This window comes from Streptomyces sp. NPDC051364 (genome assembly GCF_040682115.1).
Lineage (GTDB): Bacteria > Actinomycetota > Actinomycetes > Streptomycetales > Streptomycetaceae > Streptomyces.
The window spans coordinates 155,552-177,586 of record NZ_JBFBAH010000002.1 but is presented as its reverse complement, the minus strand read 5'-3'; the positions used below and the strand labels follow the sequence as shown (position 1 = coordinate 177,586).

The following is a 22,035-nucleotide window of genomic DNA, read 5'->3' as shown; positions in this document are numbered from 1 at the left end:
GAATTGGGCCCGTGTGGGGCAGGGCAGAGAGGCACAAGTCGCCATCAGCGTGCGGCGTCAGCCACAGCAGCGTCGCGCTCGGACTCCAGGCGGTGGAGGATCTCGGAATTGAGAGACCTGCGGGTGGATTTGGCTTGAGCAGCCAACCATGCGTGGAGGTCGGAGGGGAGCCGGAGCGTAATGCGCTTTTCATCATCCATACTCTCAACCGTAGTTGTAGATTGGTGTCATGACGACACCACGTGAGACGGTGGAGGGGACGGGCCACGCCCGGTACACCTACCGGCTTCGCCTGTCGTCCACTGCCCGCAGCACACTCGAAGCGGAGTGGGCGCGGTGCCGCTGGATCTGGAACGAGTGCGTGGCCCGCTCGAAGAAAGCTCATGCCGACAAGGAGAAGTGCGGCCCGGCGCGGCTGGACAAGATGCTGACCGAGGCCCGTGCCGCGAACGCATGGCTGCGTGAAGGCTCCAGCGTTCCCCAGCAGCAGCTCATCCGGGACTTCGGAAAGTCCCGCGCGAAGGCGTTGAAGGACAGCCAGGACCAGCTGCCGCTGCGCAAGCGCGCCGGGATGCCGAAGCACAAGAAAAAGAACGTGGCCGCGCCGACCCTGAACTACACGCGCCGCGGATTCCGGGTAAGGGACGGCCGACTGCACCTCGCGGGTGGCACCGTCGTGACCGTGGTGTGGTCGCGAGACCTTCCATCGGCGCCGTCCAGTGTGCGCGTCTACCGCGACAGCCTCGGACACTGGTACGCCTCGTTCGTCGTGGCGACCCCGATCGAGGCCCTCGAAGGGACAGGCCGGTGCATAGGCATCGACTGTGGCGTGAAGGAAACCGCGACCACCACCAGCGACGACCACGACCTCCCGCACCCGCGGCACGGCAGGAACGTCGCCGGAAAGCTGACCCGCTACCAGCGAATGATGGCCCGCCGGAAGCCGAAGCGCGGTCAGGCGGCGTCGAAGGGCTACCGATCCGCGCAGCGGCAGTCCGCGAAGGCGCACAAGAAGGTCGTCAGGCAACGCCAGGACACGGCCCGCAAGTGGGCGAAGCGCGTCGTGAAGGACTTCGACCAGCTCGCCGTGGAGGACTTCCGCCCGAAGTTCCTCGCCAAGACCTCCATGGCCCGCAAGGCAGCCGACGCCGCGATCGGGGCCGCCAAGGCCGAGCTGATCAACATGGCGCGCAAGCACGGGAGGAAGCTGCACCTCGTACACCCCGCGCACACCACCATGGACTGCGCACAGTGCGGAGCGAGAACCAAGCACGCACTACCTCTTTCCGAACGTATCTACGAGTGCAGCACGTGTGGAGCTCTATCCCCCAGAGACAAGAACTCCGCCCGCGTCATGCTCGTCCGGGCTGGTCTCAACCCGGCTGGTGCTGATCGTGCAAGACCTGTTGGACCGCCGGTCCACAGGCGGCGTGAGCCAGGAATCCTCCTTTAGGGGGAGGAGTCAAGGCTGAACGAGCCCTCCGTAGGCGTCGGGGCGGCGGTCGCGGTAGAAGGCCCACTGGTCGCGGACCTGCTTGATGAGGTCGAAGTCGAGGTCGCGGACGAGGAGTTCCTCCTCTTTGCCGCTGGCGGTCTCGCCGACGAACTGGCCGCGGGGGTCGACGAAGTAGCTGGTGCCGTAGAAGTCGTTGTCGCCGTACTCCTCCTGGCCGACGCGGTTGATCGCGGCGATGAAGTACTCGTTGGCGACGGCGGCGGCGGGCTGTTCCAGCTGCCAGAGGTAGGAGGACAGGCTGCGGGAGGTGGCGGACGGGTTGAAGACGAGCTGGGCTCCGGCCAGGCCCAGCGCGCGCCAGCCCTCGGGGAAGTGGCGGTCGTAGCAGATGTAGACGCCGACGCGGCCTACGGCGGTGTCGAAGACGGGCCAGCCGAGGTTGCCCGGGCGGAAGTAGTACTTCTCCCAGAAGCCCTTGACCTGGGGGATGTGGTGTTTGCGGTACTTGCCGAGGTAGCTGCCGTCGGCGTCGATGACGGCGGCGGTGTTGTAGTAGAAGCCCTCGGACTCGAGCTCGAAGACCGGTACGACGATGACCATGCCGGTCTCGCGGGCGAGCGCCTGCATCCGCTGGACGGTGGGTCCGTCGGGTACGGGCTCGGCCCAGCGGTAGTGCTCGGGCTCCTGTACCTGGCAGAAGTAGGGGGCGTTGAACACTTCCTGGAAGCCGATGATCTGCGCGCCGTCGGCGGCGGCCCGCCGGGCGTGCTCCTCGTGCTTGGCGATCATCGACTCGGTGTCTCCGGTCCAGGTGGCCTGGACGAGTGCGGCGCGGACGACTTGGGCCATGAGCTGCTCCTCGCGACGGGAACGCCGAGTTCTACGCACGTAGACGGTGTGCGTAGGGAGTAGAACGTAGGCCGCGTCACACCGCGGGGCAAGACCGCCGTGCGCGGTTGGGTGAGTCGATCAAGTAATGACAACGGATGGTCGAATCCGCTCAATGGACGTGCGGTTTCGCAACCCGCAGGGCGTGTACGAGGTCACGGTGATGCGTGCCGGACAGGGCCTCGGCGGCCCGGAGCAGCCGGGGGGTGAACCACTGCGGATCGCGGCGCGCGAGCCGGACCGCCTCCTCCGCGGTGCGGACCTTGACGAAGGCGCCGAGCAGGGAGTCGGCCTCGTGGGTCCGGCCGGCGGCGGCCAGGGCCAGGGCGGCGTCGGCGATCTCGGCGGCGGGGCGGGCCGCGCCCTGGCGCAGCAGGGCCTCGCAGTCGGCGTGCCGGCCGGCATCACCGAGGGCGGCGGCGGCCGCGGCGAGCCGCTCGGGCGGGAGCGAGGCCGCCTCCCACAGGAGCGTGGCCCAGTCCGCACCGAGCCCGGCACGGACCAGCTCGGCGGCGAACCCGGGCAACCAATCGGCGGGCCCGGCGGCGGCCTCGCAGAGCACCGCATGCGCCTCCCCGCTGCGCCCCTGAGCCCGCAAGGCCACCAACTGCCCGACCACCCCGGCAACTCTGCCGGCGGAGTGCCGGCCCGGCTCCGCCGCCGCTAACCCGACCCCGGCGGCGGCATGCACCTCCGCCTCCGGCGGGGCGAAGTGGTCCCAGGCGGTGGACTGCGCCTGCGCCTGCGCCTTCGGCGAGGCTGAACCGGACCCGTCGGCGTACTGCACCTCCGGCCTCGCCGGAGCGAAACGGGCCCGGCCGAGCGTCCCGGGGGGAGCCGGGGGCTCGGGGTCGGGGCGGCCGAAGCGGGCGCCGCGGGGCGGAGCGGCGTCCGCGTCCGGGAGCCCGGGCGGCGGGGTGAAGGCGGCGGAGGCCTCGGGGGCCGCGGCGCCGGCGTAGCGGGCCCCGCCGGCCCGCCGCGCCCCGCGCAGCCACCGCCCCTCGGCCCGCCCGACGGGCGGCTCCGCCCGGTCCTCCCCCGCCTCCCGCTGCCGCGGCACCCCGGGCAAGGGCCCACCGTCCCCCACCCCGGCCCACGCCCCGGGCGCCTGCGCGGCATCCGCGGCTTCGGCCTCGGCGGACCAGGAGCCACCGCCCCGGCTGCCCAGGTCCGGCCCGTGCGGGTCCTGGTAGGGGGCACCGGCCCCGTCGGCCGGCGGGTCGCCACGCCAAGCAGCGGCGGGCAGCAGGTCGGCGGGCTGCCAGGCCGGGGCCGGCTCCGGGGTGGGCGCCGACAAGGCCGTCAGGCGGGAGGTCAGGTCCTGCTGACGGGCGGCGGCCCTGGCTGCGTCGTCGCGGGTCCAGGCGAGTTCCCGGGTCAGTGCTTCCGCGTCGGTGCGGTCCGTCGTCGCGGCCAGGCGGGCCGTCAGGGTGCGCGTCGCCGCGTCCGAGACGGCCCGCTGGTCGGTGGCCGCCGCCAGCAGGGTCCGCAGTTCGTCCGCGCCGCCCGGCAGCCGGTCCCACACCTCGACGGCCGCGGCCCGCAGCCGGGCCGCGTACTGCGTCTCCCGCTGCGCGGACTCGGCGCCCCTGGCCCCCGCGAGGTCGCTGAGCAGCGACTCCAGCACGTCCCACGGCGGCATCGCGGCCCCGTCCAGGCAGGCCCGCAGACCCTCCGGATCCCGGCGCAGGAACTCCCCGTACCAACCTGCCCCCGGATCGAGCCTCTGCGTCAACCCGCGCAAGTAGCCCGAGAGTTGACCGATCACCAGCGAAGTCGCGGTCTCCATGCCCGCATTGGATCCCACCGGTGTTACGGGCGGGCTACGGGAGTCTCAAAGCTTGACGGCGATCGCGGTGTGCGGACGCTTCCCGAGCCGGAACACCGCCGCCGGCACGTCCAGCCCCCAGAACTGCCAGGTGTACTTCCGCAGCATCAGCTTGCGCACCCGCTTCAGCCCCGCCTCGTCCAGCAGCCGCGCCTCGCCCTCCAGCACGGGCGCCCCTTCCGCGACCCGCCCGCGCACGTCGCAGGCGCTGACCGTGACCCGCCCGTCGTTGCGGATCCGCTTCACCTTCCAGGAATCGCTGCGCGTCCAGACGTACAGCTCACCGCCGTCCGCCACCGCCCACACGGGCGTCGCGACGGGCGTGCCGTCCTTGCGGAACGTGGTGAGGCTGACGTACTTGCCCTGGTCCAGCTCATCGAGAGTCATCCGCGGAGCCTAGTGCCGGGTGTCGGCGCGGTGCGGCGCCCGCGTCATGGAGGGCCGCGTCACCCTGGCGCCTGGTGCCTGGCATCGGCCCGGCCCCCCGGGGCCGCGCAGACGGCAAGCAGCAGACCCGCCGCCAGCAGGGCGCCCAGGAGTCCGAAAACGAGTCGTTTGGAAGCGTTCGAGGCTGACACGCCTTCACGCTTGCCCCGCGCCCGGCCGCTCCCACCACCGATTGGGCCGTTCGGCCCGCCGGGCCCGCCCGAAAGAACCCGCAGGTCCGCGGGCCGGGAAGGGCCGAGGAAGGTCGGAAAGGGCCGGAAGGGCGCGGGAAGGACAAACAAGCGCCCGGAACGACGTCAGGCGGGCACGAAGGCGCAGCGGCGCAGCACGTCGTCCAGGGACAGCCCGAGCGCCTCGGCCACGGCGGCCACGGTGAAGAACGCCGGCGTCGGCGCGCGGCCGGTCTCGATCTTGCGGAGCGTCTCGGCGGACAGTCCGGCGCTCGCCGCGACCTCGACCATGCTGCGGCCGCCGCGGGCCTCGCGCAGCAGTGCGCCCAGGCGCTCGCCGCGCTCGCGCTCTTCGGGGGTGAGAGGGGTGCGAACCATGACCGCATCCTACCCGCTCCCCCAATAACTATCCCGTGAAAGTTATACCGGGATAGATATACCGGTATAGTTATTGGCATGGTGGAACTGAAGACGGAAGAGTCGATCGACGCAATGCGCGCCCCGGGCCGGGTCGTCGCCCAAGCCCTGGCCGCCGTACGGGAGGCCGCCCGGGTCGGGGTGTCCCTGCTGCACCTGGACCGGGTGGCCCGCGAGGTGCTGGCCGGGGCCGGCGCGGGCTCGCCGTTCCTCGGCTACCGGCCGGAGTTCGCGCCGGTGCCCTTCCCCGGGGTGATCTGCACCTCGGTCAACGACGCGATCGTGCACGGCATCCCCGACGGCTACCGGCTGCGCGACGGCGACCTGGTCAGCATCGACTGCGGGGCGAAGCTCGGCGGCTGGGTCGGGGACGCGGCGGTCAGCTTCACCGTCGGCCGGCCGCGCCCGGCCGACCTGCGGCTGATCGAGACCGCCGAGGCAGCCCTCGCGGCCGGCATCGCCGCCGCGCTGCCCGGCAACCGGATCGGGGACATCGCGTACGCCATCGGCTCGGTCTGCCGCTCCGCCGGCTACGGCGTCCCGGACGGGTTCGGCGGCCACGGCATCGGCCGCAGCATGCACGAGGACCCGGGCGTGCCCAACGAGGGCCGGCCGGGGCGCGGCACGAAGCTGCGCCCCGGCCTGGTCCTCGCGATCGAGCCGATGCTGGTCGCGGGCGGTACGGACGACTACCGGTGCGACGGGGACGGCTGGACCCTGCGGACCGTCGACGGCAGCCGCGCCGCGCATGCGGAGCACACGGTCGCGATCACCGCCGGCGGCCCGAGGATCCTCACCACACCCTGAGTCCTACGGCTTGCCGTGCGGGTGGACCACCATCGCCGAGCCACCGCCCCGCCGGCTCGTCTCGGCCGCGGCCAGCCAGCGCCCGTCCGGGAGCCGCTGGACCCCGGTCGCCGCGCCGATCTCCGGGTTCTGCCGGAACCCCTGTCCCAGCGCCTCCAGTTCGCTGCGCAGCGGGCTGTTCCACAGGCCCGGCTCCAGCTCGGTGGTGGTCTGGTTGCGCTGGCTGGCCCGCGGCGCCGCGATGGCGTCGACCAGCGGCAGCCCCCGGTCCAGGTGCCCGATCAGGGTCTGCAGGACGGTGGTGATGATGGTGGCCCCGCCCGGGGAGCCCACCGCGAGCACCGGACGCCCGTGCTCCAGCACGATGGTCGGGGACATGGACGAGCGCGGCCGCTTGCCGGGGCCGGGCAGGTTCGGGTCCGGGACCCCGGGAGCCGCCGGGGCGAAGGAGAAGTCGGTCAGCTCGTTGTTCAGCAGGAAGCCACGGCCCGGGACGGTGATCGCGCTGCCGCCGGTGGATTCGATCGTCAGCGTGTACGAGACGACGTTGCCCCAGCGGTCGGCGACCGTCAGGTGCGTGGTGTTCTCCCCCTCGTACGTGGTCGGGGCGGCCTGGCCGGAGCCGCCGCAGGCCGCCGGGTGACGCGGGTCGCCGGGGGCCAGCGGGCTGGTCAGCGTCCGGTCCGGGGCGATCAGGCAGCCGCGCGAGTCGGCGAACCGCTGCGAGAGCAGCTCCCGCGTCGGCACGTTCTCGGCGGCCGGGTCGCCGACCCAGCGGCCGCGGTCGGCGAACGAGATCCGCGAGGCCTCGATGAACCGGTGCAGGTACTGGGTCTCGGACAGCTTCGACAGGTCGGTGCGCTCGAGGATGTTGAGCGCCTCACCGACGGTGGTGCCGCCCGAGGACGAGGGCGCCATGCTGTACACGTCGAGGCCCCGGTAGCTCACCTGCGTCGGGGCCTGCCGCTTGGTCTCGTACGCGCGCAGGTCGCCGGTGGTCAGATCGCCCGAGCGGACGATCCGGGTGGCGGCCGGGTCCACGGGGGGCTTGCGCACCGCCCGGACGATGTCCTCGGCGATCGGGCCCCGGTACAGCGCGCCCGTGCCCTTGCGGGCCAGTTCCGCGTACGTGGCCGCCAGGTCGGGGTTCTTGAAGGTGGAGCCGACCACCGGCAGGGCGCCGCCCGGCAGGAAGAGCTTCCTGGTGTCGGGGAAGTCCTTGAAGCGGCCCTGGTTGAGCTCCGTCTGGGCCCGGAAGGTCGGGTCGACGGTGAACCCGTCGCGCGCCAGCTTCTCGGCGGGTTTCAGAAGTTGGCCGAGCGGGCGGGTGCCCCAGGCGTCGAGGGCGCTCTTCCAGGTGGCCGGGGTGCCGGGGACGCCGACGGAGCGGCCGCTGGTCTGGCCCTGCTCGAAGGGGATGGGGACGCCGTTCTCCTGGAAGAGGCCGGCGGTGGCAGTGGCGGGCGCGGTCTCGCGGCCGTCGATGGTCTGCACCCGGCGGGACTTGGCGTCGTAGTAGACGAAGTAGCCGCCTCCGCCGACGCCGGCCGAGTACGGCTCGGTCACCCCGAGCGCGGCCGCCGTCGCGACGGCGGCGTCCACGGCGTTGCCGCCGGAACGCAGGACCGCGATGCCGGCTGCGGAGGCGTCGGCGTCGACACTGGCGACGGCCCCGCCGTAGCCGGCGGCGACCGGGACCTTGGCGGGAGTGCCCCCCGCGGACGCCACCGCCTCTGACGGCGGGGCCGCCACGCCGGTGGACACCAGCGCTCCGGCGAGGGCGACGAGCGCTAACTGACGTGTGGCGGAACGACGCATCCGTACCTCCAGTCGACGGCCCGTCGGACCCCACCGGACAGGCCTGAACTCGGCACTTTAACTTCACCGCACCCCCCGCGTCAGGAAGACTCCGTGCGGGCTAGCATCCGGCCCATGAACGAAGACGTGCGCAACATCGTGCTCGGGGTGGTGGCCACCGCCATCAGTGGCGGCTTCGGCTGGTTCTCCCGGACCTACCTGTGGCGCCGTACGCTGCGCCGCAAGCAGGCCTTCTTCGGCCTGCCCACCGGCTCCGACTGCCTCTTCGTGGTCAACCGGAAGATGGGCGACTCCGAGGGGGCGGTGCACCGCAACGACGCCTTCGCGCTGCTGGAGATATCCGCCCTGATCAAGGACTGCGGGGCCAATCTCCAGATCGTCTCCCACGACGCGGTCCGCCAGGGCTTCGGCGAGCGCGCCGAGTTCTGCGTGGGCGGGCCGATATCCAATGCGCGGACGGCGGCCCATCTGGCCTCCATGCTGCCGGGCGTCCGGGTCGACCTGTCCAGCGAGCCGGGTCCGGACCGCGGGGCGATCCGCGTCGGCGAGGAGACGTACCGCTGGCAGAAGGGCCAGATCGACCACGTGCTGCTGGCCCGGCTGACGACCGGTCCGGGGAGCCGGCCGGTGTTCCTGGTCTCCGGGCAGACCGCGATCAGCAACCAGGCGGGCGCCCGCTACCTGGCGCGCCACCACAAGGACTTGGCGCGCCGCTACCGCGGGGACTCCTTCTGCGTGGTGCTGAAGGTCAACAACTCCGATGCGTACGGCCCGGACGTGGTCGAGCTGCTGGCGGACGTCACCCGGCCGGCCCGGACACCCGCAGCGGCAGCCGCGTGACCCCGTTGATGAAGTTCGACACCAGCCGGCGCGGCGGGCCCGCGAGTTCCGGGGCCGGCATGGCCGCGCACCACTCCTCGTAGAGCACGCGCAGCTGGAGCCGGGCGAAGTGGGCGCCGAGGCAGACGTGCGGGCCGTCCCCGAAGGAGACGTGCTCGTTGGGCGTCCGGCCGAGGTCGAGGCGCCCGGGGTCGGTGAAGACGCGCTCGTCGTGGTTGGCGGAGGCGTGGAAGACCACGACCTTGTCCCCGGCGCGGATCGGCTGCCCGGCGAGCTCGGTGTCGACGGCGGCCGTACGGCGGAAGCTGAGCACCGGTGGGTGGACGCGCAGCAGTTCGTCGACCGCGGTGTGCATCGGGGCCCGGCCCTCGGCGAGCAGCCGGTACGCGCCCGGGTCGCCTGCCAGGGCCAGCAGTCCGCCGGGCGCGGCGCTGCGTACGGTGTCGTTGCCGGCGACGGTGAGCAGGAAGAAGAACATCTCCAGCTCGGCCGGGTCCAGTCCGGCCTCGGCGAGCGCGGTCATGACGTCGTCGCCGGGGTGCGCGCGCTTGTGGGCGGCCAGTTCCCGGGCGTACGAGAACATCTCGCCGAGCAGCGCCGGGGAGCGCGGGTTGAGGGGCTTTGCATCGGGCCCGAGCAGGGGCGCGGGCGCGTCCTCGGGGTCCTGGTAGCCGATGATCCGTACGGTCCACTCAAGCAGCAGGCCCCGGTCGGCGGCCGGGACGCCCAGCAAGTCGGTCAGGTTGAGCAGCGCGTACTCGTCGGTGACCGTACGGACCAGGTCGGCGGCGCCGTCCTCGGCCTTCGCGCGTGCGGTGGCGAGCAGGGTGCGGGCCCGTTCGCGGACCCGGCCGGCGAAGGCGTCGACGCGGGCGGGGGTGAAGGCGCGGGAGACCAGCCGGCGCAGCCGCCCGTGGTCGCCGGCGCTGCGGCGCGGGTCCTGGTTGAGCATGGTGCGCCGCAGGAACGGCAGGTCGGCCGGGTCGGGATCGCGGATCTGGGTGGCGCCGAGCCAGGAGGAGTACGTGGCGTGGTCGCGCAGCACCCGGACCACGTCGGCGTGCCGGGTGACGGCCCAGAAGCCGGGGCCGGCGGGCCAGCCCTGGATCTCCGGCTCCGCCTGCCAGGCGACCGGGTGCCGGTCGCGCAGCAGCCGGTAGCTCTCGTACGGGATCCCGGCGCCGTAGATCCGGGGGTCGAAGACGTCGGGCACGTACACGGCGGGGTCCATGGGGTCACCGTGGCCGTGGTACCGGCCGTCCCGCAAGGGGGCGATCAGCGGCCGAGGTCGCAGCGGGCGGGTCCGGCCGAGGTGTCCGGGCCGCGCAGGACCACCGCGTACCGCGGGTCGACGGAGGCCGCCGTGCACACGAGTTGACGGCGGGCCGTCTCGGACAGGCCGGCGACCGCGAACGGCAGCCGGACCTCCAGGGTCTCCCCGGACACGATGCTCGTCGAGATGCCGAAGGGCGGCTTCCTGTCGGCCGGCGCGGGCACCCGGGTCTCCAGATTTGCGGCCTTCTCCTTGTCGAGGGGGCCGATGAGCAGCCGCATGAGGACGGATACCGCCGACTCGGCGGGTTGCTCCCCCTCGGGTACGGGAAAGAGCCGCCCGTCGGACGTCACGAAGTACACCGTCCCCTTGGTGTGGGGGTCGGGAAAGACCACCTTCGCGGCGTCTCCGCTCTCGATGACCCCGGTGGGCTTGATCCCGCAGCCGGTGAGCAGCTGTCCGCCCAGCAGCAGGGCGGCGCCGGCGGTCGCGGCCGTCCGTACCCGGGTCATGCGTCGGCCTCCAGAGGCATGTCGAGGGTGAACACCGCTCCCCCGGCGGGCCCGTTCGCGGCGCGCAGGGTACCGCCGTGCAGCCGGACGTTCTCCAGGCTGATGGCGAGGCCGAGGCCGCTGCCCGCGGAGCGGGTACGGGCGGCGTCGGCCTTGAAGAACCGGTCGAAGATGTGCGGCAGCACCTCGGGGGCGATGCCGGGCCCGCTGTCGGCGACTTCGATCAGCAGCCGGGGGCCGCCGATCCGCGATGCGGTGCGCACGGTGACGTGTACCGGGGCGCCGCCGTGTTTGAGGGCGTTGCCGACGAGGTTGGCGAGGACCACGTCGAAGCGGCGCGGGTCGAGCCGGGCGCGGACCTGCCACGGCAGGTCGGTGACCACCCGCTCGTCGTCCCAGCGGCGGAGCTCGAGGGTCTTCTGCACGGCCTCGGCGATGTCCACGTCGTCGAGGTTGAGCTCGGCGGCGCGGGCGTCGAAGCGGGAGATCTCCATGAGGTCCTCGACGAGGACGGCGAGCTTGCCGGTCTCGGCGCTGACCAGCCGCACGGCGGCGGCCGTGTCGGGGTCCAGCCGCTCGGCGTCCTCGTCCAGGACCTCGGTGACGGCGAGCATCCCCGACAGCGGGGTGCGCAGCTCGTGGGAGACGTCGGAGGCGAATCGGCGGGCCCGGATCTCGGCCTCCCGCAGTTCGCTCACGGACTGTTCGAGGGCGCGGGCGGTCTCGTTGAAGGTACGGGCGAGGCCGGCGAGCTCGTCGGCGCCGCGGACCTCGATGCGGGTGTCGAGGCGGCCGCGGCCGAGGCGTTGGGCTGCGCGGCGCATGTCCCGTACCGGGCGCAGCACGCTGCGTGCGGCGAGCAGGGCGGGGACGACGGCGATGGCCAGGCCCGGGACGGCGCCGCGCTGGGCGGCTTCGACCATGGCCTCGACCGTCTTCCCCTCGGTGGTCAGGCGCATCGTCGCGAAGACGACCAGGCCGGTGGGTTCCCGGGTCTCGTGGTGGAGGAAGACGGCCGGCATGCCGACGGTGAGGTACGGGGTGCCGGAGGCGTCGGTCACCCGCTGGAAGGCGCCGTGCGGATGGGCCGTCACCTGGCGGCGGAGCTGCTCGGTCACCACGGTGGAGGTGGGCGCGGTGGTGCTGGAGGCCCGCAGGGTGCCGTACTCGGCGAAGACGTTCCACGGGTTCGGCTTGCCCTTTTTGCCCAGCTCGTTGACGATGCGCTGGAGCTGCGCCTGGTCCAGCGGCAGGTCGAGGGGCTGGGTGCCCACGAGGTCCCGCAGGGTGATGACCGCGGTGTCCTGGCTCTGCTTGAGGACCGCCGTGCGGGCCTGCTGGTAGGTCAGCGTGGCCGTGGTCACCGCGCTGATCGCGGCGACCAGCAGGAAGGCCGCGATCAGCCGGGTGCGCAGCCCGAGCGGCGCGATGCGCCTCACAGCGGTCCGAAGCGGTAGCCGAAGCCGCGCACGGTCTGGATGTAGCGGGGGCTGCCGTCGGGGTCCTCGACCTTGGTGCGCAGGCGGCGTACGCAGGCGTCCACCAGCCGGGCGTCGGCGTGGTAGCTGTGGTCCCACACGTACTCGAGGAGCTGCTGGCGGGAGAAGACCTGCTCGGGCGAGGCGGACAGGTGCAGCAGGAGTTTGATCTCGCTGGGGGCGAGGGGGACTCGCTCGCCGTTCTTGGCGACGGTCAGCCCGGCGCGGTCGATGGCGAGCTCGCCGTGGAACTCGACCTCGGGACGGCTGCCCGAAGGGGCGCCGAGCCGGCGCAGCACGGCCTTGATGCGGGCCTCGATGACCTCGGTGCGGGCGGGTTTGACGATGTAGTCGTCGGCGCCGGCCTCGAGGCCGACGACTATGTCGAAGTCGTCTCCGCGGGCGGTCAGCATGATGATCGGGAGCTGGCTGGTCTCGCGGATGCGGCGGCAGACCTGCACGCCGTTCATCCCGGGCAGCATGAGGTCGAGCAGCACCAGCTCCGGGAGGAAGCTCCCCATCAGCGCGAGGCCCGCCTCGCCGGTCTCGGCGGCGCTCACCTCGTGGCCGCGGCGGCGCAGGCCGAGGCCCACTCCTTCCCTGATGGAAGGGTCGTCCTCGATCAGCAGTACGCGTGGCATCCGGTCATTGTCCAAGGTGATTGGGGGCTTGCTCTCCTGCTAACGGCCGATTTTCTGCCGCAGGGAGTCCAGCAGGTCGGTGATTTCCGTGAGGCGCAGCGGCCTGGCGAGCAGGACGACGACGAGCGCGACGGCCGCGGTTCCCGCGCCGACGGCGGCGAAGTCGCCGAACCGCTCGGACGCGCGGGCGGCCGCGTACCCGGCAGCGGCCGCGGGCAGGCTTGCGACGAGCAGCCGCAGGTGGGTGCGGACCGCGGTGGTGCGCCGCTCGGTACGGCTTCCCGTGCGCGGGCCGAGCCGCCGGGCAAGGGTGTACGCGGTGACCGCGAGGCCCGCGAACAGCGCGACGGAGTAGGCGCCCGCCATTCCGGTGACCGCCCAGCGCGGCGGCAGCACGAGGTACGCGGCGGCCGACAGCACGGCCCACAGGCCGGCGATGACCAGGTTCAGGAAGAACGGGGTCCGGGTGTCGGAGAGGGCGTAGAAGGCGCGCGAGAGGACGTACTGCCCGGAGAAGGCGATCAGCCCGGGGGCGAAGGCCACGAGCATGCCCGCCATGACCTCGATGTCGGCGGCGCCGGTGCGCCCGTACCCGAAGACGCTGCCCATGACCCAGGGGGCGAGCGCGGCGAACAGCGCGGCGGCGGGGACGACGAGGGCGGCACTGGAGCGCAGCGCGTACGACACGTCCCGGCGTACCGCGGCAAGGTCGCCGTCGGAGGCCGCGGAACTCATCCGGGGCATCAGGGCCGTCACGAGGGAGACGGTGATGATGCCCTGCGGGACGATCCACAGCTGGTAGGCGTTGCTGTAGGCGGTGTAGCCGGCGCCGCCCGCGAGGCCGGCCTCCACGGCGTGCCGTCCGGTGGCGGTGGAGAGCCGGGTGACGACCCAGTAGCTGATCTGGTTGGTCAGGACGAGCATGACCAGCCAGCCCGCGTTGCGCAGCGGGCGGGCGAGGCCGCTGCCGCGCCAGTCGAAGCGGGGGCGCCAGCGGAAGCGGGCGGCGCGCAGCGAGGGGACCAGGGCGAGGGCCTGGAGGACGATGCCGGCGGTGGTGCCGAGGCCGAGGAGGCGGGTCTCACCGGCCGTCAGGCCGTCCGCACCTCCTTGACTGCCCTGGGAGACCACGAGGAACAGCCCGAAGACGCCGATGATCACGATGTTGTTGAGGACGGGGGTCCACATCATCGCGCCGAACCGGCCGCGCGCGTTCAGCACCTGGCCGAGCAGGGTGAACAGCCCGTAGAAGAGGATCTGCGGGAGGCAGTACCGGGCCAGGGCCACGGTGGTGCTCGCCTGGGTGCCGGTGTAGGGCGTGTACGCGGACACGATCAGCGGCGCGGCCAGCACGGCGACGGCGGTCAGCACGACGAGCGCCGCGGTACAGGCGGTCAGCAACCGGTCGGTGTAGGCGGCCCCGCCGTCCTGGTGCTCCTTGGCGGCCCGGACCAGCTCGGGCACGAAGACGGCGTTGAGCGCGCCGCCGATGAGCAGCATGTACAGGATGTTCGGGACGGTGTTGGAGACGGCGTAGCTGTCACCGAGCAGCCCGGTGCCGAGCGCGGCGACGACGACGGCGGAGCGGACGAAGCCGGTGGCACGGGAGACGATCGAGCCGGCCGCCATGAGCGCACCGCTGCGCAGCACGGAGGTCTTCCCCGGTGCCGGCTCCGCGGTGCCGTCGGCAGGCGTGCCTTCGGCGGACGGACCGGTCGCCGGTCTGGTGTCGGTGGCCGTCACCGGCGGGCCAGGTAGGCCTGGAACGCCTTGTAGAGCGCCGTGTTGCCGTATCCGTCCATCGGGGTCTCCCACTCGCCGAGCGTTTCGACGACCTGCCCGCCGGTGCCGAGCTTCCAGCGCAGCAGCCCGAAAGAACGTTCGCCGGGGTCAAGGGTGGAGGGTACCCCGCGCATGTCGTATTCGTCCGCTCCGAGGGTGTGTGCGTCCCGCATCATGCGCCACTGCAGGGCGTTGCTGGGGCGGACCTCGCGGCGGTGGTCGGCGGAGGCGCCGGTCTGGTACCAGACCCGCTTCCCGGCCACGATCATGGTGTGCGCGGCGAGGATCTCGCCCTGGTGGATGCCCAGGTAGAGGCGCATCCGGCCGGGCGCCTCGGCGTTGAGGACCTCGTACTGCTGCTGGTAGTACGCGAGCGAGCGGCCGAGGCGGAAGCCGTCGCGCTCCTCGGTGATGCGCAGCAGCCGGTAGAACTCGGGCAGGTCGGCGGCGGTGCCGAGGACGGTCTCCACGCCGGACTTCGTGGCCTTGCGCACATTGCGCCGCCACTCCTGGTTGAGGCCGGACCACAGCTCGTCGAGGGACCGGCCCGCGATGGGTACGCGGAAGACGTGGCGCGGCTGCGCGTCGCCGTCGTCCTCGCCGCCGCAGCGCTTCCAGCCGCGGGTGCGCAGCCGGTCGGCGAGTGCGGCGCCGACCGGGTCGACCTCGGTGGCGAGCACGTCGGAGATCTGCCGGCCGGGTCCGGTACCGGACTTGACGGCGGCGGCGTCCCAGCGGCGGTAGGCGGGCGTGGGCCCGATCCGGACGGCGAAGGCGCCGGCCGCGCGCAGATGGCGCTTGAAGGGGTCCAGCCACCGGTCGATGTTCGGGTCGGACCAGTCGGCGACGGGGCCCTCGGGGAGGTAGGCGAAATATTTACGGGTGCCGGGGAATTGGCGGTACAGGACCAGTCCGGCACCGGCTATTTCCCCGTCGGGGTAGTGCCATCCGACCCTTTCCGAGCGCCAAAGGTCCTTCACCCCGGCCCAGGACGGGTACTGGAGAAAGCTCGCGTTCCGGTTACTGGAAAGGAAGGCCTGGTATTCCGGAACGGACAGCGGACGCACACTCAGCTCCTGGTCCGGGGACTGGTGTCGCTGGGCGGGGGTCACGAGCAGTGCGCACACGACGGATCGGGCCTTCCTGTACGTCCGGGAACCCGGGATGCGGATGCGGGATGCGGGATGCGGGATGCGGGATGCGGGATGCACAGGACTCTCACAGGTGTCCATGACCGAAGTGCGCGGCGATTGTGACCGGACGATGACCGTTTCGCTGCGGTCCACGTCACAACCGAAAGTCGGATCTTTTCGGCGGATTATGCAACCTACAGTCGTGCCGTTCGCATCTCCTTTTGCGGACGATCATTACTTGGAGGGGTTTTCGTTGAGCCGCACACGCCGTATCGCACGCAGCCGCCACGCCATGCTGGCCGGGACCGCACTCATGGCCGCCGCGCTGACCGCCTGCAGTGGCGGCTCGGGCGGGAACGGGAGCGGGTCCGGCGCGGCGGAGATGAAGAAGAAGCCGGACATGGCGATATCCGTGAACCTCACGGGCGATCAGGCCAAGCCCGGCGAGCCGGTGAAGGTGACCCTCGCCGAGGGGAAGCTGTCCCTGGTGAAGGTGTCCGACGGCAAGGGCGGTGAACTGCCCGGGAAGATAGCCGACGACGGCAAGTCCTGGACGTCCGAGCGCAACGCCTCGCCGGGCACGGACTACAAGGTCGAGGCGCAGAACACCGACAGCCAGAACGCGAGCGCCCAGTTCAAGACGGTCGCCGCGGACAAGGTGAACAAGGTCACGATCAACCCGGGCAAGGCCAATCCGGTGGTGGGCATCGCCCAGCCGGTCTCGATCGTGTTCGACAACCCGGTGAAGAACAAGGCCGAGGTCGAGAAGCACCTGAAGGTCACCACCTCGAACAACACCGAGGGCTCCTGGGGCTGGTTCAAGGACTACACCGGCAACGACCGGGTGGACTGGCGGCCGAAGGAGTACTGGAAGTCCGGCACCGACGTCAAGGTCGAGATGAACCTCAACGGGGTGGACTCGGGCCAGGGCGGCGGGATGTTCGTCAAGGACTACAACACCGAGTTCAAGATCGGCAAGGACCGCCGGCTCCAGGTGAACCTGGACACCCGCAAGATGACGGTGACCGAGGACGGCCAGGCGGTGAAGACCATCCCGGTCTCGGCGGGCACGCCCGGCGGCCAGAAGGCCTCCTGGTCCGGGAAGATGGTGCTGATGACCAAGGAGGGCACCATCCGGATGGACTCCCAGACGGTGGGCCTGGGCGACTCCTACGACAAGATGGTCGACTACTCGATGCGGGTGACCTGGTCGGGCATGTACATCCACGCCGCACCGTGGAACAACGGCAACTTCGGCCGGGCGAACACCAGTTCCGGCTGCGTCGGCATGAGCGACTCCGACGCGAAGGCGCTGTTCGGCGAAGCCCAGGTGGGCGACCTGGTCGAGGTCACCGGCGACGGCTCCAAGGGCAAGGCCGACATCGGCAACGGCTACGGCGAGTGGAACCTGTCCTGGGACGAGTGGAAGGCCAAGAGCGCCCTGGCGGGCGGCGCGGGCGGCACTCCCCAGAACGGCTGATCCCCGCACTTGACACACATCCAATCGTTACCAGCGCGTAACTTACCGATGGGTTACTTCCGGTAACCCCCTCCCGTTACCGTCGGGTCACTTTGACACCGGCGCACGCGAGGAGCGATCGATGGTCCGCACCGTCCGCACCACCCCCGCCGCGGCTGCCGTGGTGGCCGTACTGGCGGCAACCGCCCTGGGCCTGGCCCCCCACCAGGCCCAGGCGGCGCCCGCAGCCGCTGCCGCAACGACGGCAGACGCCTCGGCGGAGCTGCGTTTCCACGACATCCCCGGCTCCGGCGGGATCACCCTCAAGGGCAACGTGTTCACCCCGGCAGGCGCCCAGCCCGGCCGGAAATACCCGCTGATCGTGCTCCCCACCAGCTGGGGCATGCCGCAGATCGAATACATCGCACAGGCCAGGAAGCTCGCAGACGACGGCTACGTCGTGGTCAGTTACACCTCCCGCGGCTTCTGGCTCTCCGGCGGCGAGATCGAGGTGGCCGGCCCGCCGGACACCGCCGACGTCTCCGCCGTCATCGACTGGGCGCTCGCCAACACCCCCGCCGACGCCGCCCGCATCGGCCTGGGCGGGGTCTCGTACGGCGCGGGCATCAGCCTGCTGGCCTCCGCGCACGACCCCAGGGTCAAGGCCGTGGTCGCGCTCAGCGGCTGGGCCGACCTCATCGAGTCGATCTACTCGGGCCGCACCCAGCACCTCCAGGCCGCCGCGATGCTCGGCGGCGCGGGCTACCTCACCGGCCGCCCGGGCCCCGGACTCCAGCAGATCCTGGGCGACTTCCTCGGCTCCCGGCTGGACCGGGAGGCGCAGATGATCGAGTGGGGCAAGGAGCGCTCCGCCGTGGAGCAGATCGACCGGATCAACGCCAACGGCGCCGCGATCATGCTGGGCAACGCGTGGGGCGACACCATCTTCCCGCCCAACCAGTACGCCGCCTTCTACGAGAAGCTGACGGGCCCCAAGCGCCTGGAGTTCCGGCCCGGCGACCACGCCACCGCCGAGGGCACCGGCCTGCTCGGCCTGCCCAACGACACCTGGACCAACGCCCGCCGCTGGTTCGACCGCTACCTCAAGGGCGAGCGCAACGGCGTCGACACCGAGGCCCCGGTACAGATCAAGTCCCGCAGCAACGACGGCTACGAGGGCTACGCCGACTGGAAGTCGGTCGGCTCCGGCGGCGCCGAGAAGCTCGCGCTCTCCGACAGCGAGCACCTCTTCGCCAACATCGACTCGGGCGCCGACGGCGGCGTCATCTTCCTCTCCAGCATCCTGGACCAGTTCGTCAAGGCGCCGCCGGCCGCCTCCATCCCGCTCCTGCCCCGGGCCTTCGCCGCCGTCTGGCAGTCGCCGCGCTACGACGCAGACCGCCGCATCCGCGGCACGGTGAAGCTGCACACCACCGTCACCCCCACCGCCCCGGACGGCACCTTCGTCGCGTACCTCTACGACGTCGGCCCGCTCGGCATCGGCAAGCTCGTCAGCAACGCCCCGTACACCTTCCACGACAAGCCGCGGGGCCAGGCCTTCGGCGTGGACCTGGAGCTGTTCTCCACCGCCTACGACGTGCCCGAGGGCCACCGGCTCGCCCTCGTGATCGACACCGTCGACCCCCTGTACATCGAGCACAACCCCACCGGCGCACAGCTGACCTTCTCCTCGCCGCGCACCGATCCCTCGTACGTCTCGGTACCTCTGCGCGAGCAGTGATCTGCGGCTGCTGCCGGGCGGGGCGGCTCTTCGGAGCTACCGAGAACCGCCCGGCAGCACCGTTCCGGGTTCCGGCGCAGGCAGATCGACCGCCTCGGTCTTCACGCTGCGCCGCTCGAACCGCGCCACCCAGCCGGCGAACCAGGAGAGCAGCATGCACATCCCGATGTAGATCGGGGAGATGATCATCACGACCGGGATGAACGGCAGGTCGTAGTCGAGGTTCGAGGCGATCAGCTTGCCCGCGTGCAGGAACTCCTCGTACGTGATCAGATAGCCGAGCGAGGTGTCCTTCAGGGCCACCACCAACTGGCTGATGATCGTAGGCAGCATCGCCCGGACCGCCTGCGGGCTGAGCACGTACGTCATGACCTGGGTCTTGCGCATGCCCAGCGCGTACGCCGCCTCCCGCTGGCCCCTGTCGACCGAGTTGATGCCCGTACGGAAGACCTCGGCGAGGACCGAGCCGTTGTACAGGGTCAGCCCCGCCACCAGCGCGGGCAGCGGCTGGACCTTCAGGGCGACGAAGATGAAGAAGATCATCACCAGCACCGGCATCGCCCGGAAGAACTCCACGCACAGCGTGGCCGCCCAGCGCACCGGCCGGTGCACGGACAGCCGCCCGGTCGCGAGCACCGCGCCGAGGACGAGCGAGAACACCGAGGCGTACATGAAGGCCTTGAGGGTGTTCCCCAGCCCCCTGAGCAGCAGTTCCTGGATGCCCTTGTACGTGAAGGGGCTCCACTTGGCGGCGGTGAACTGGTCGGTGTCGAAGAGGAGGTAGAGGATCCAGGCGAGCAGGCCGAGGATCACCACGGTCGAGACGATCCCGTAGAGGAAGTGCCGGCGCCTGGCCTGCGGGCCGGGCACGTCGTAGAGGGCGGTGGACTCCAGGTCCCCGTGGAGTGCGTGCGCGGTCATCGGACGATCCCCCAGCGCCTCTCCAGCACGTTGAAGAGCGCACTGATGGACAAGGTGATGACCAGGTAGCCGACGGCGATCCAGACGAAGGTCCAGACGATGCTGTAGCCCAGCTCGTTGAGGGGCTTGTACGTGCCCAGCAACTCGGTGACGCTGAAGGAGCCGGCGATCGCGGAGTTCTTGGCGAGTGCGATCAGCGTGGAGCCGATGGGCGGGATGACGCTGCGGAAGGCCTGCGGCAGGACCACCCCGCCCAGGGTCTGGGAGAAGGTCATGCCGAGACTGCGGGAGGCCTCGCCCTGGCCCTTGGGCACGGTGTTGATGCCCGAGCGCAGGACCTCGCAGATGAAGGCGGAGGTGTAGCAGCCCAGCGACAGCACGGCGAACACCTGGAAGGGCAGGACCACCCCGAAGCGCGGCAGGCCCAGCAGCACCGCGAAGAAGAGCAGGGTGAGCGGGGTGTTGCGCAGCACGGTGACCCAGACCGTGCCGAAGAGCCGCAGGGAGCCGACGGGCGCGACGCGGAAGGAGGCCATCACGAAGCCGAGGGCCAGGGCGAGGAGCGAGGCGTAGACCGTGAGCTGGACGGTCCCGAGGAAGCCCTTCGCGTAGAGCGAGAAGTTCTCCGTGAGTACGTGCATGGTGGTGTGCTGTCCCCTCAGCTCGCCGGGTAGCGGTCGATGGCGGGCGGCTTCGGGGCGGGCACGCCGGACAGGCCGAGCGTCGCCTCGTACGCCTTCTTCCAGTCGCCGTTCTTCTCATGCGCCTCCAGGGCGTCGTCGAGGGCGAAGCGCAGGGCGTTGTCGCTGCGCGGGACGCCGATGCCGTAGGGCTCCTCGGAGAAGGGCGCGCCGACCACCTTCAGTTCCTCGGGGACCTTGGCCGCGTAGCCGAGGAGGATCGAGTCGTCGGTGGAGACGGCGTCGACCTGGTAGGTCAGCAGGTTGTCCACGCAGACCGAGTAGGTGTCGTAGGCGACCAGGACCGCCTGCGGGTACTCCTTCTGGAGCCGCTGGTACGGGGTGGAGCCGGCGGCGGAGCAGACCTTCTTGCCGGCGAGGTCCTCGGGGCCCTTGATGTCCTTCTCGTTCTTGCGGACGAGCAGGGACTGGCCGGCCATGAAGTACGGGCCGGCGAAGCCGACCTGCTTCTTGCGGTTGTCGTTGATCGTGTAGGTGCCGACGTAGTAGTCGATCTGGCCGTTCTGGAGGGCGGTCTCGCGGTTGGCGGAGGCGATCGTCTTGAACTCGATCGTCTTGGGGTCGAAGCCGAGCGAGGCCGACATCATCTTGGCGATCTCGATGTCGAAGCCGGAGTAGCGGCCGCTCGCCGGGTCCTTCTCCCCCATGTACGGCTGGTCCTCCTTGGCGCCGACCACCAGGTGGCCGCGCTTCCTGGCCTTCTCCCACGTGGGGGACTCCGGCAGCCGGAAGTCCGTCGCGACCTTGTACACCGGCAGGTCCTCGGGCTGCGGGCCCTTGACCGGGGGGCTGCCCTCCTTGCCGCAGCCGGCGAGGGCTGCCAACAGGGCAGCGGCGAGGAGGAGGCGGCGGAGGCAGGCGCGCGGCCGCGCGCCGCGGGTTCGCTTCATCGGGCCGCCCCTCAGTGTTTGAGGATCTTGGAGAGGAAGTCCTTGGCCCGTTCGCTCTCCGGGGCGGTGAAGAAGGCCTCCGGTGTCCGGTCCTCGACGATCCTGCCGTCGGCCATGAACACGACGCGGTTGGCGGCGGAGCGGGCGAAGCCCATCTCGTGGGTGACCACGACCATGGTCATGCCGTCGGCGGCGAGCTGCCGCATGACCTCCAGCACCTCGTTGATCATCTCCGGGTCGAGCGCGGAGGTGGGCTCGTCGAAGAGCAGCGCCTTGGGGTTCATGGCCAGGGCGCGGGCGATGGCGACGCGCTGCTGCTGGCCGCCGGAGAGCTGGGCGGGGTACTTCGGCGCCTGGTCGGCGAGGCCGACGCGGGCGAGCAGCTCCCGGGAGCGCTTGTCGGCCTCGTCCTTCTTGCGCTTCCTGACCTTGATCTGCGCGAGCGAGACGTTGGCGAGGACGGTCTTGTGCGCGAAAAGGTTGAAGGACTGGAAGACCATCCCGACGTCGGCGCGGAGCGCGGCCAGCTCCTTGCCCTCGTCGGGCAGCGGCTTGCCCTCGAGCCTGATCGTGCCCGACTCGATGGTCTCCAGGCGGTTGATGGTCCGGCACAGGGTCGACTTCCCGGAACCGGACGGGCCGATGATCACCACCACCTCCCCGCGGCCGACGGTGAGGTTGATGTCCTGGAGTACGTGCAATGCCCCGTAGTGCTTGTTGACGTCCCGCAGCTCGATCAACGGATCGACGGCCATGCGCTGCCCTGCCCACCTGTCGGAATCTCGAGGTCAGCGCAAACTATCCAGCCGCGGAAGAGCACTTCATCTCGACAC

The 22,035-nt window shown here is 71.2% G+C and carries 21 protein-coding genes; 5 read left to right on the top strand and 16 right to left on the bottom strand.

The genetic code is table 11. From position 1 onward, the window contains the following. Positions 1 to 44: 44 nt before the first annotated feature. Entirely contained in the window at positions 45 to 200 is a 156-nt protein-coding gene (locus AB0M76_RS04710) for an Arc family DNA-binding protein (protein WP_365951527.1), read from the bottom strand. Positions 201 to 229: 29 nt separating this feature from the next. Here AB0M76_RS04710 and AB0M76_RS04705 point away from each other — a divergent pair, with 29 nt between their 5' ends. Further along, positions 230 to 1,453, top strand: a complete 1,224-nt coding sequence (locus AB0M76_RS04705) for a transposase (protein ID WP_365951526.1) — start codon at positions 230 to 232, stop codon at positions 1,451 to 1,453. Positions 1,454 to 1,462: 9 nt separating this feature from the next. Here AB0M76_RS04705 and AB0M76_RS04700 read toward each other — a convergent pair whose 3' ends face one another. From AB0M76_RS04700 to AB0M76_RS04685, 4 genes are all read right to left on the bottom strand, one after another. Then, positions 1,463 to 2,305 (bottom strand): nitrilase-related carbon-nitrogen hydrolase, encoded by an 843-nt coding sequence (locus tag AB0M76_RS04700; protein ID WP_365951525.1) that lies wholly within the window; start codon positions 2,303 to 2,305, stop codon positions 1,463 to 1,465. A gap of 151 nt (positions 2,306 to 2,456) precedes the next feature. Beyond that, positions 2,457 to 4,133, bottom strand: coding sequence for a hypothetical protein (locus tag AB0M76_RS04695; RefSeq protein ID WP_365951524.1), 1,677 nt, complete (start codon positions 4,131 to 4,133; stop codon positions 2,457 to 2,459). 45 nt (positions 4,134 to 4,178) lie between these two features. Continuing rightward, entirely contained in the window at positions 4,179 to 4,559 is a 381-nt protein-coding gene (locus tag AB0M76_RS04690) for a PPOX class F420-dependent oxidoreductase (RefSeq protein ID WP_365951523.1), read from the bottom strand. 356 nt (positions 4,560 to 4,915) lie between these two features. Beyond that, complete coding sequence (locus AB0M76_RS04685; RefSeq protein WP_365951522.1) at positions 4,916 to 5,167, bottom strand: helix-turn-helix transcriptional regulator; 252 nt, start codon at positions 5,165 to 5,167, stop codon at positions 4,916 to 4,918. 78 nt (positions 5,168 to 5,245) lie between these two features. On the opposite strand from AB0M76_RS04685, the gene map reads away from it, so the two are divergent. Beyond that, positions 5,246 to 6,013: a type I methionyl aminopeptidase gene (gene map, locus AB0M76_RS04680; RefSeq protein ID WP_365951521.1), complete on the top strand. Its 768-nt coding sequence runs from the start codon at positions 5,246 to 5,248 to the stop codon at positions 6,011 to 6,013. A gap of 3 nt (positions 6,014 to 6,016) precedes the next feature. Here map and ggt read toward each other — a convergent pair whose 3' ends face one another. Next, a complete protein-coding gene (ggt, locus tag AB0M76_RS04675) occupies positions 6,017 to 7,831 on the bottom strand; it encodes a gamma-glutamyltransferase (protein ID WP_365951520.1) in 1,815 nt (604 codons plus the stop codon). 114 nt (positions 7,832 to 7,945) lie between these two features. Here ggt and AB0M76_RS04670 point away from each other — a divergent pair, with 114 nt between their 5' ends. Then, complete coding sequence (locus AB0M76_RS04670) at positions 7,946 to 8,671, top strand: hypothetical protein (RefSeq protein WP_365951519.1); 726 nt, start codon at positions 7,946 to 7,948, stop codon at positions 8,669 to 8,671. On the opposite strand, the gene AB0M76_RS04665 is transcribed toward AB0M76_RS04670, so the two are convergent. From AB0M76_RS04665 to AB0M76_RS04640, 6 genes are all read right to left on the bottom strand, one after another. After that, on the bottom strand, positions 8,631 to 9,902 hold the full coding sequence (locus tag AB0M76_RS04665; RefSeq protein ID WP_365951518.1) for a cytochrome P450: 1,272 nt from the start codon (positions 9,900 to 9,902) through the stop codon (positions 8,631 to 8,633). The genes AB0M76_RS04670 and AB0M76_RS04665 overlap by 41 nt on opposite strands. Before the next feature lie 44 nt (positions 9,903 to 9,946). After that, positions 9,947 to 10,456: a hypothetical protein gene (locus AB0M76_RS04660; protein ID WP_365951517.1), complete on the bottom strand. Its 510-nt coding sequence runs from the start codon at positions 10,454 to 10,456 to the stop codon at positions 9,947 to 9,949. Further along, positions 10,453 to 11,895: a HAMP domain-containing sensor histidine kinase gene (locus tag AB0M76_RS04655; protein WP_365951516.1), complete on the bottom strand. Its 1,443-nt coding sequence runs from the start codon at positions 11,893 to 11,895 to the stop codon at positions 10,453 to 10,455. Before AB0M76_RS04655 ends, AB0M76_RS04660 begins: the two co-directional genes overlap by 4 nt. After that, entirely contained in the window at positions 11,892 to 12,575 is a 684-nt protein-coding gene (locus tag AB0M76_RS04650) for a response regulator transcription factor (RefSeq protein WP_266997806.1), read from the bottom strand. The genes AB0M76_RS04655 and AB0M76_RS04650 overlap by 4 nt, the downstream gene beginning before the upstream one ends. Before the next feature lie 39 nt (positions 12,576 to 12,614). Continuing rightward, the gene (gene murJ / locus AB0M76_RS04645; RefSeq protein WP_365951909.1) at positions 12,615 to 14,225 is read right to left on the bottom strand and encodes a murein biosynthesis integral membrane protein MurJ; all 1,611 of its coding nucleotides are present in this window, start codon (positions 14,223 to 14,225) and stop codon (positions 12,615 to 12,617) included. 89 nt (positions 14,226 to 14,314) lie between these two features. Further along, on the bottom strand, positions 14,315 to 15,484 hold the full coding sequence (locus AB0M76_RS04640; RefSeq protein ID WP_365951515.1) for a peptidoglycan bridge formation glycyltransferase FemA/FemB family protein: 1,170 nt from the start codon (positions 15,482 to 15,484) through the stop codon (positions 14,315 to 14,317). A 298-nt stretch (positions 15,485 to 15,782) separates the two neighbouring features. Here AB0M76_RS04640 and AB0M76_RS04635 point away from each other — a divergent pair, with 298 nt between their 5' ends. Both AB0M76_RS04635 and AB0M76_RS04630 read left to right on the top strand, forming a co-directional pair. After that, positions 15,783 to 16,970: an Ig-like domain-containing protein gene (locus tag AB0M76_RS04635; protein ID WP_365951908.1), complete on the top strand. Its 1,188-nt coding sequence runs from the start codon at positions 15,783 to 15,785 to the stop codon at positions 16,968 to 16,970. 121 nt (positions 16,971 to 17,091) lie between these two features. Then, a complete protein-coding gene (locus AB0M76_RS04630; RefSeq protein ID WP_365951514.1) occupies positions 17,092 to 18,690 on the top strand; it encodes a CocE/NonD family hydrolase in 1,599 nt (532 codons plus the stop codon). 36 nt (positions 18,691 to 18,726) lie between these two features. Here AB0M76_RS04630 and AB0M76_RS04625 read toward each other — a convergent pair whose 3' ends face one another. Genes AB0M76_RS04625 through AB0M76_RS04610 form a run of 4 tightly spaced genes read right to left on the bottom strand, consistent with a single transcriptional unit; the run spans position 18,727 to position 21,957 of the window. Continuing rightward, a complete protein-coding gene (locus AB0M76_RS04625; protein WP_365951513.1) occupies positions 18,727 to 19,611 on the bottom strand; it encodes an amino acid ABC transporter permease in 885 nt (294 codons plus the stop codon). After that, entirely contained in the window at positions 19,608 to 20,252 is a 645-nt protein-coding gene (locus tag AB0M76_RS04620) for an amino acid ABC transporter permease (protein WP_365951512.1), read from the bottom strand. Before AB0M76_RS04620 ends, AB0M76_RS04625 begins: the two co-directional genes overlap by 4 nt. Positions 20,253 to 20,269: 17 nt before the next feature. Further along, positions 20,270 to 21,202 (bottom strand): glutamate ABC transporter substrate-binding protein, encoded by a 933-nt coding sequence (locus tag AB0M76_RS04615; RefSeq protein ID WP_365951511.1) that lies wholly within the window; start codon positions 21,200 to 21,202, stop codon positions 20,270 to 20,272. 11 nt (positions 21,203 to 21,213) lie between these two features. After that, positions 21,214 to 21,957 (bottom strand): amino acid ABC transporter ATP-binding protein, encoded by a 744-nt coding sequence (locus AB0M76_RS04610; protein ID WP_266634630.1) that lies wholly within the window; start codon positions 21,955 to 21,957, stop codon positions 21,214 to 21,216. Positions 21,958 to 22,035 lie beyond the last annotated feature (78 nt).

Excerpts from the sequence above, each read along its gene's own strand:
- AB0M76_RS04685 (WP_365951522.1), bottom strand. The coding sequence starts at position 5,167 with ATGGTTCGCACCCCTCTCACCCCCGAAGAGCGCGAGCGCGGCGAGCGC.
- AB0M76_RS04660 (WP_365951517.1), bottom strand. The coding sequence starts at position 10,456 with ATGACCCGGGTACGGACGGCCGCGACCGCCGGCGCCGCCCTGCTGCTG.
- AB0M76_RS04690 (WP_365951523.1), bottom strand. The coding sequence starts at position 4,559 with ATGACTCTCGATGAGCTGGACCAGGGCAAGTACGTCAGCCTCACCACG.
- AB0M76_RS04650 (WP_266997806.1), bottom strand. The coding sequence starts at position 12,575 with ATGCCACGCGTACTGCTGATCGAGGACGACCCTTCCATCAGGGAAGGA.
- AB0M76_RS04620 (WP_365951512.1), bottom strand. The coding sequence starts at position 20,252 with ATGCACGTACTCACGGAGAACTTCTCGCTCTACGCGAAGGGCTTCCTC.
- AB0M76_RS04630 (WP_365951514.1), top strand. The coding sequence starts at position 17,092 with ATGGTCCGCACCGTCCGCACCACCCCCGCCGCGGCTGCCGTGGTGGCC.
- map (WP_365951521.1), top strand. The coding sequence starts at position 5,246 with ATGGTGGAACTGAAGACGGAAGAGTCGATCGACGCAATGCGCGCCCCG.
- AB0M76_RS04710 (WP_365951527.1), bottom strand. The coding sequence starts at position 200 with ATGGATGATGAAAAGCGCATTACGCTCCGGCTCCCCTCCGACCTCCAC.
- AB0M76_RS04695 (WP_365951524.1), bottom strand. The coding sequence starts at position 4,133 with ATGGAGACCGCGACTTCGCTGGTGATCGGTCAACTCTCGGGCTACTTG.
- AB0M76_RS04635 (WP_365951908.1), top strand. The coding sequence starts at position 15,783 with ATGCTGGCCGGGACCGCACTCATGGCCGCCGCGCTGACCGCCTGCAGT.
- AB0M76_RS04610 (WP_266634630.1), bottom strand. The coding sequence starts at position 21,957 with ATGGCCGTCGATCCGTTGATCGAGCTGCGGGACGTCAACAAGCACTAC.
- AB0M76_RS04615 (WP_365951511.1), bottom strand. The coding sequence starts at position 21,202 with ATGAAGCGAACCCGCGGCGCGCGGCCGCGCGCCTGCCTCCGCCGCCTC.
- AB0M76_RS04670 (WP_365951519.1), top strand. The coding sequence starts at position 7,946 with ATGAACGAAGACGTGCGCAACATCGTGCTCGGGGTGGTGGCCACCGCC.
- AB0M76_RS04665 (WP_365951518.1), bottom strand. The coding sequence starts at position 9,902 with ATGGACCCCGCCGTGTACGTGCCCGACGTCTTCGACCCCCGGATCTAC.
- AB0M76_RS04705 (WP_365951526.1), top strand. The coding sequence starts at position 230 with ATGACGACACCACGTGAGACGGTGGAGGGGACGGGCCACGCCCGGTAC.
- ggt (WP_365951520.1), bottom strand. The coding sequence starts at position 7,831 with ATGCGTCGTTCCGCCACACGTCAGTTAGCGCTCGTCGCCCTCGCCGGA.
- AB0M76_RS04700 (WP_365951525.1), bottom strand. The coding sequence starts at position 2,305 with ATGGCCCAAGTCGTCCGCGCCGCACTCGTCCAGGCCACCTGGACCGGA.
- AB0M76_RS04625 (WP_365951513.1), bottom strand. The coding sequence starts at position 19,611 with ATGACCGCGCACGCACTCCACGGGGACCTGGAGTCCACCGCCCTCTAC.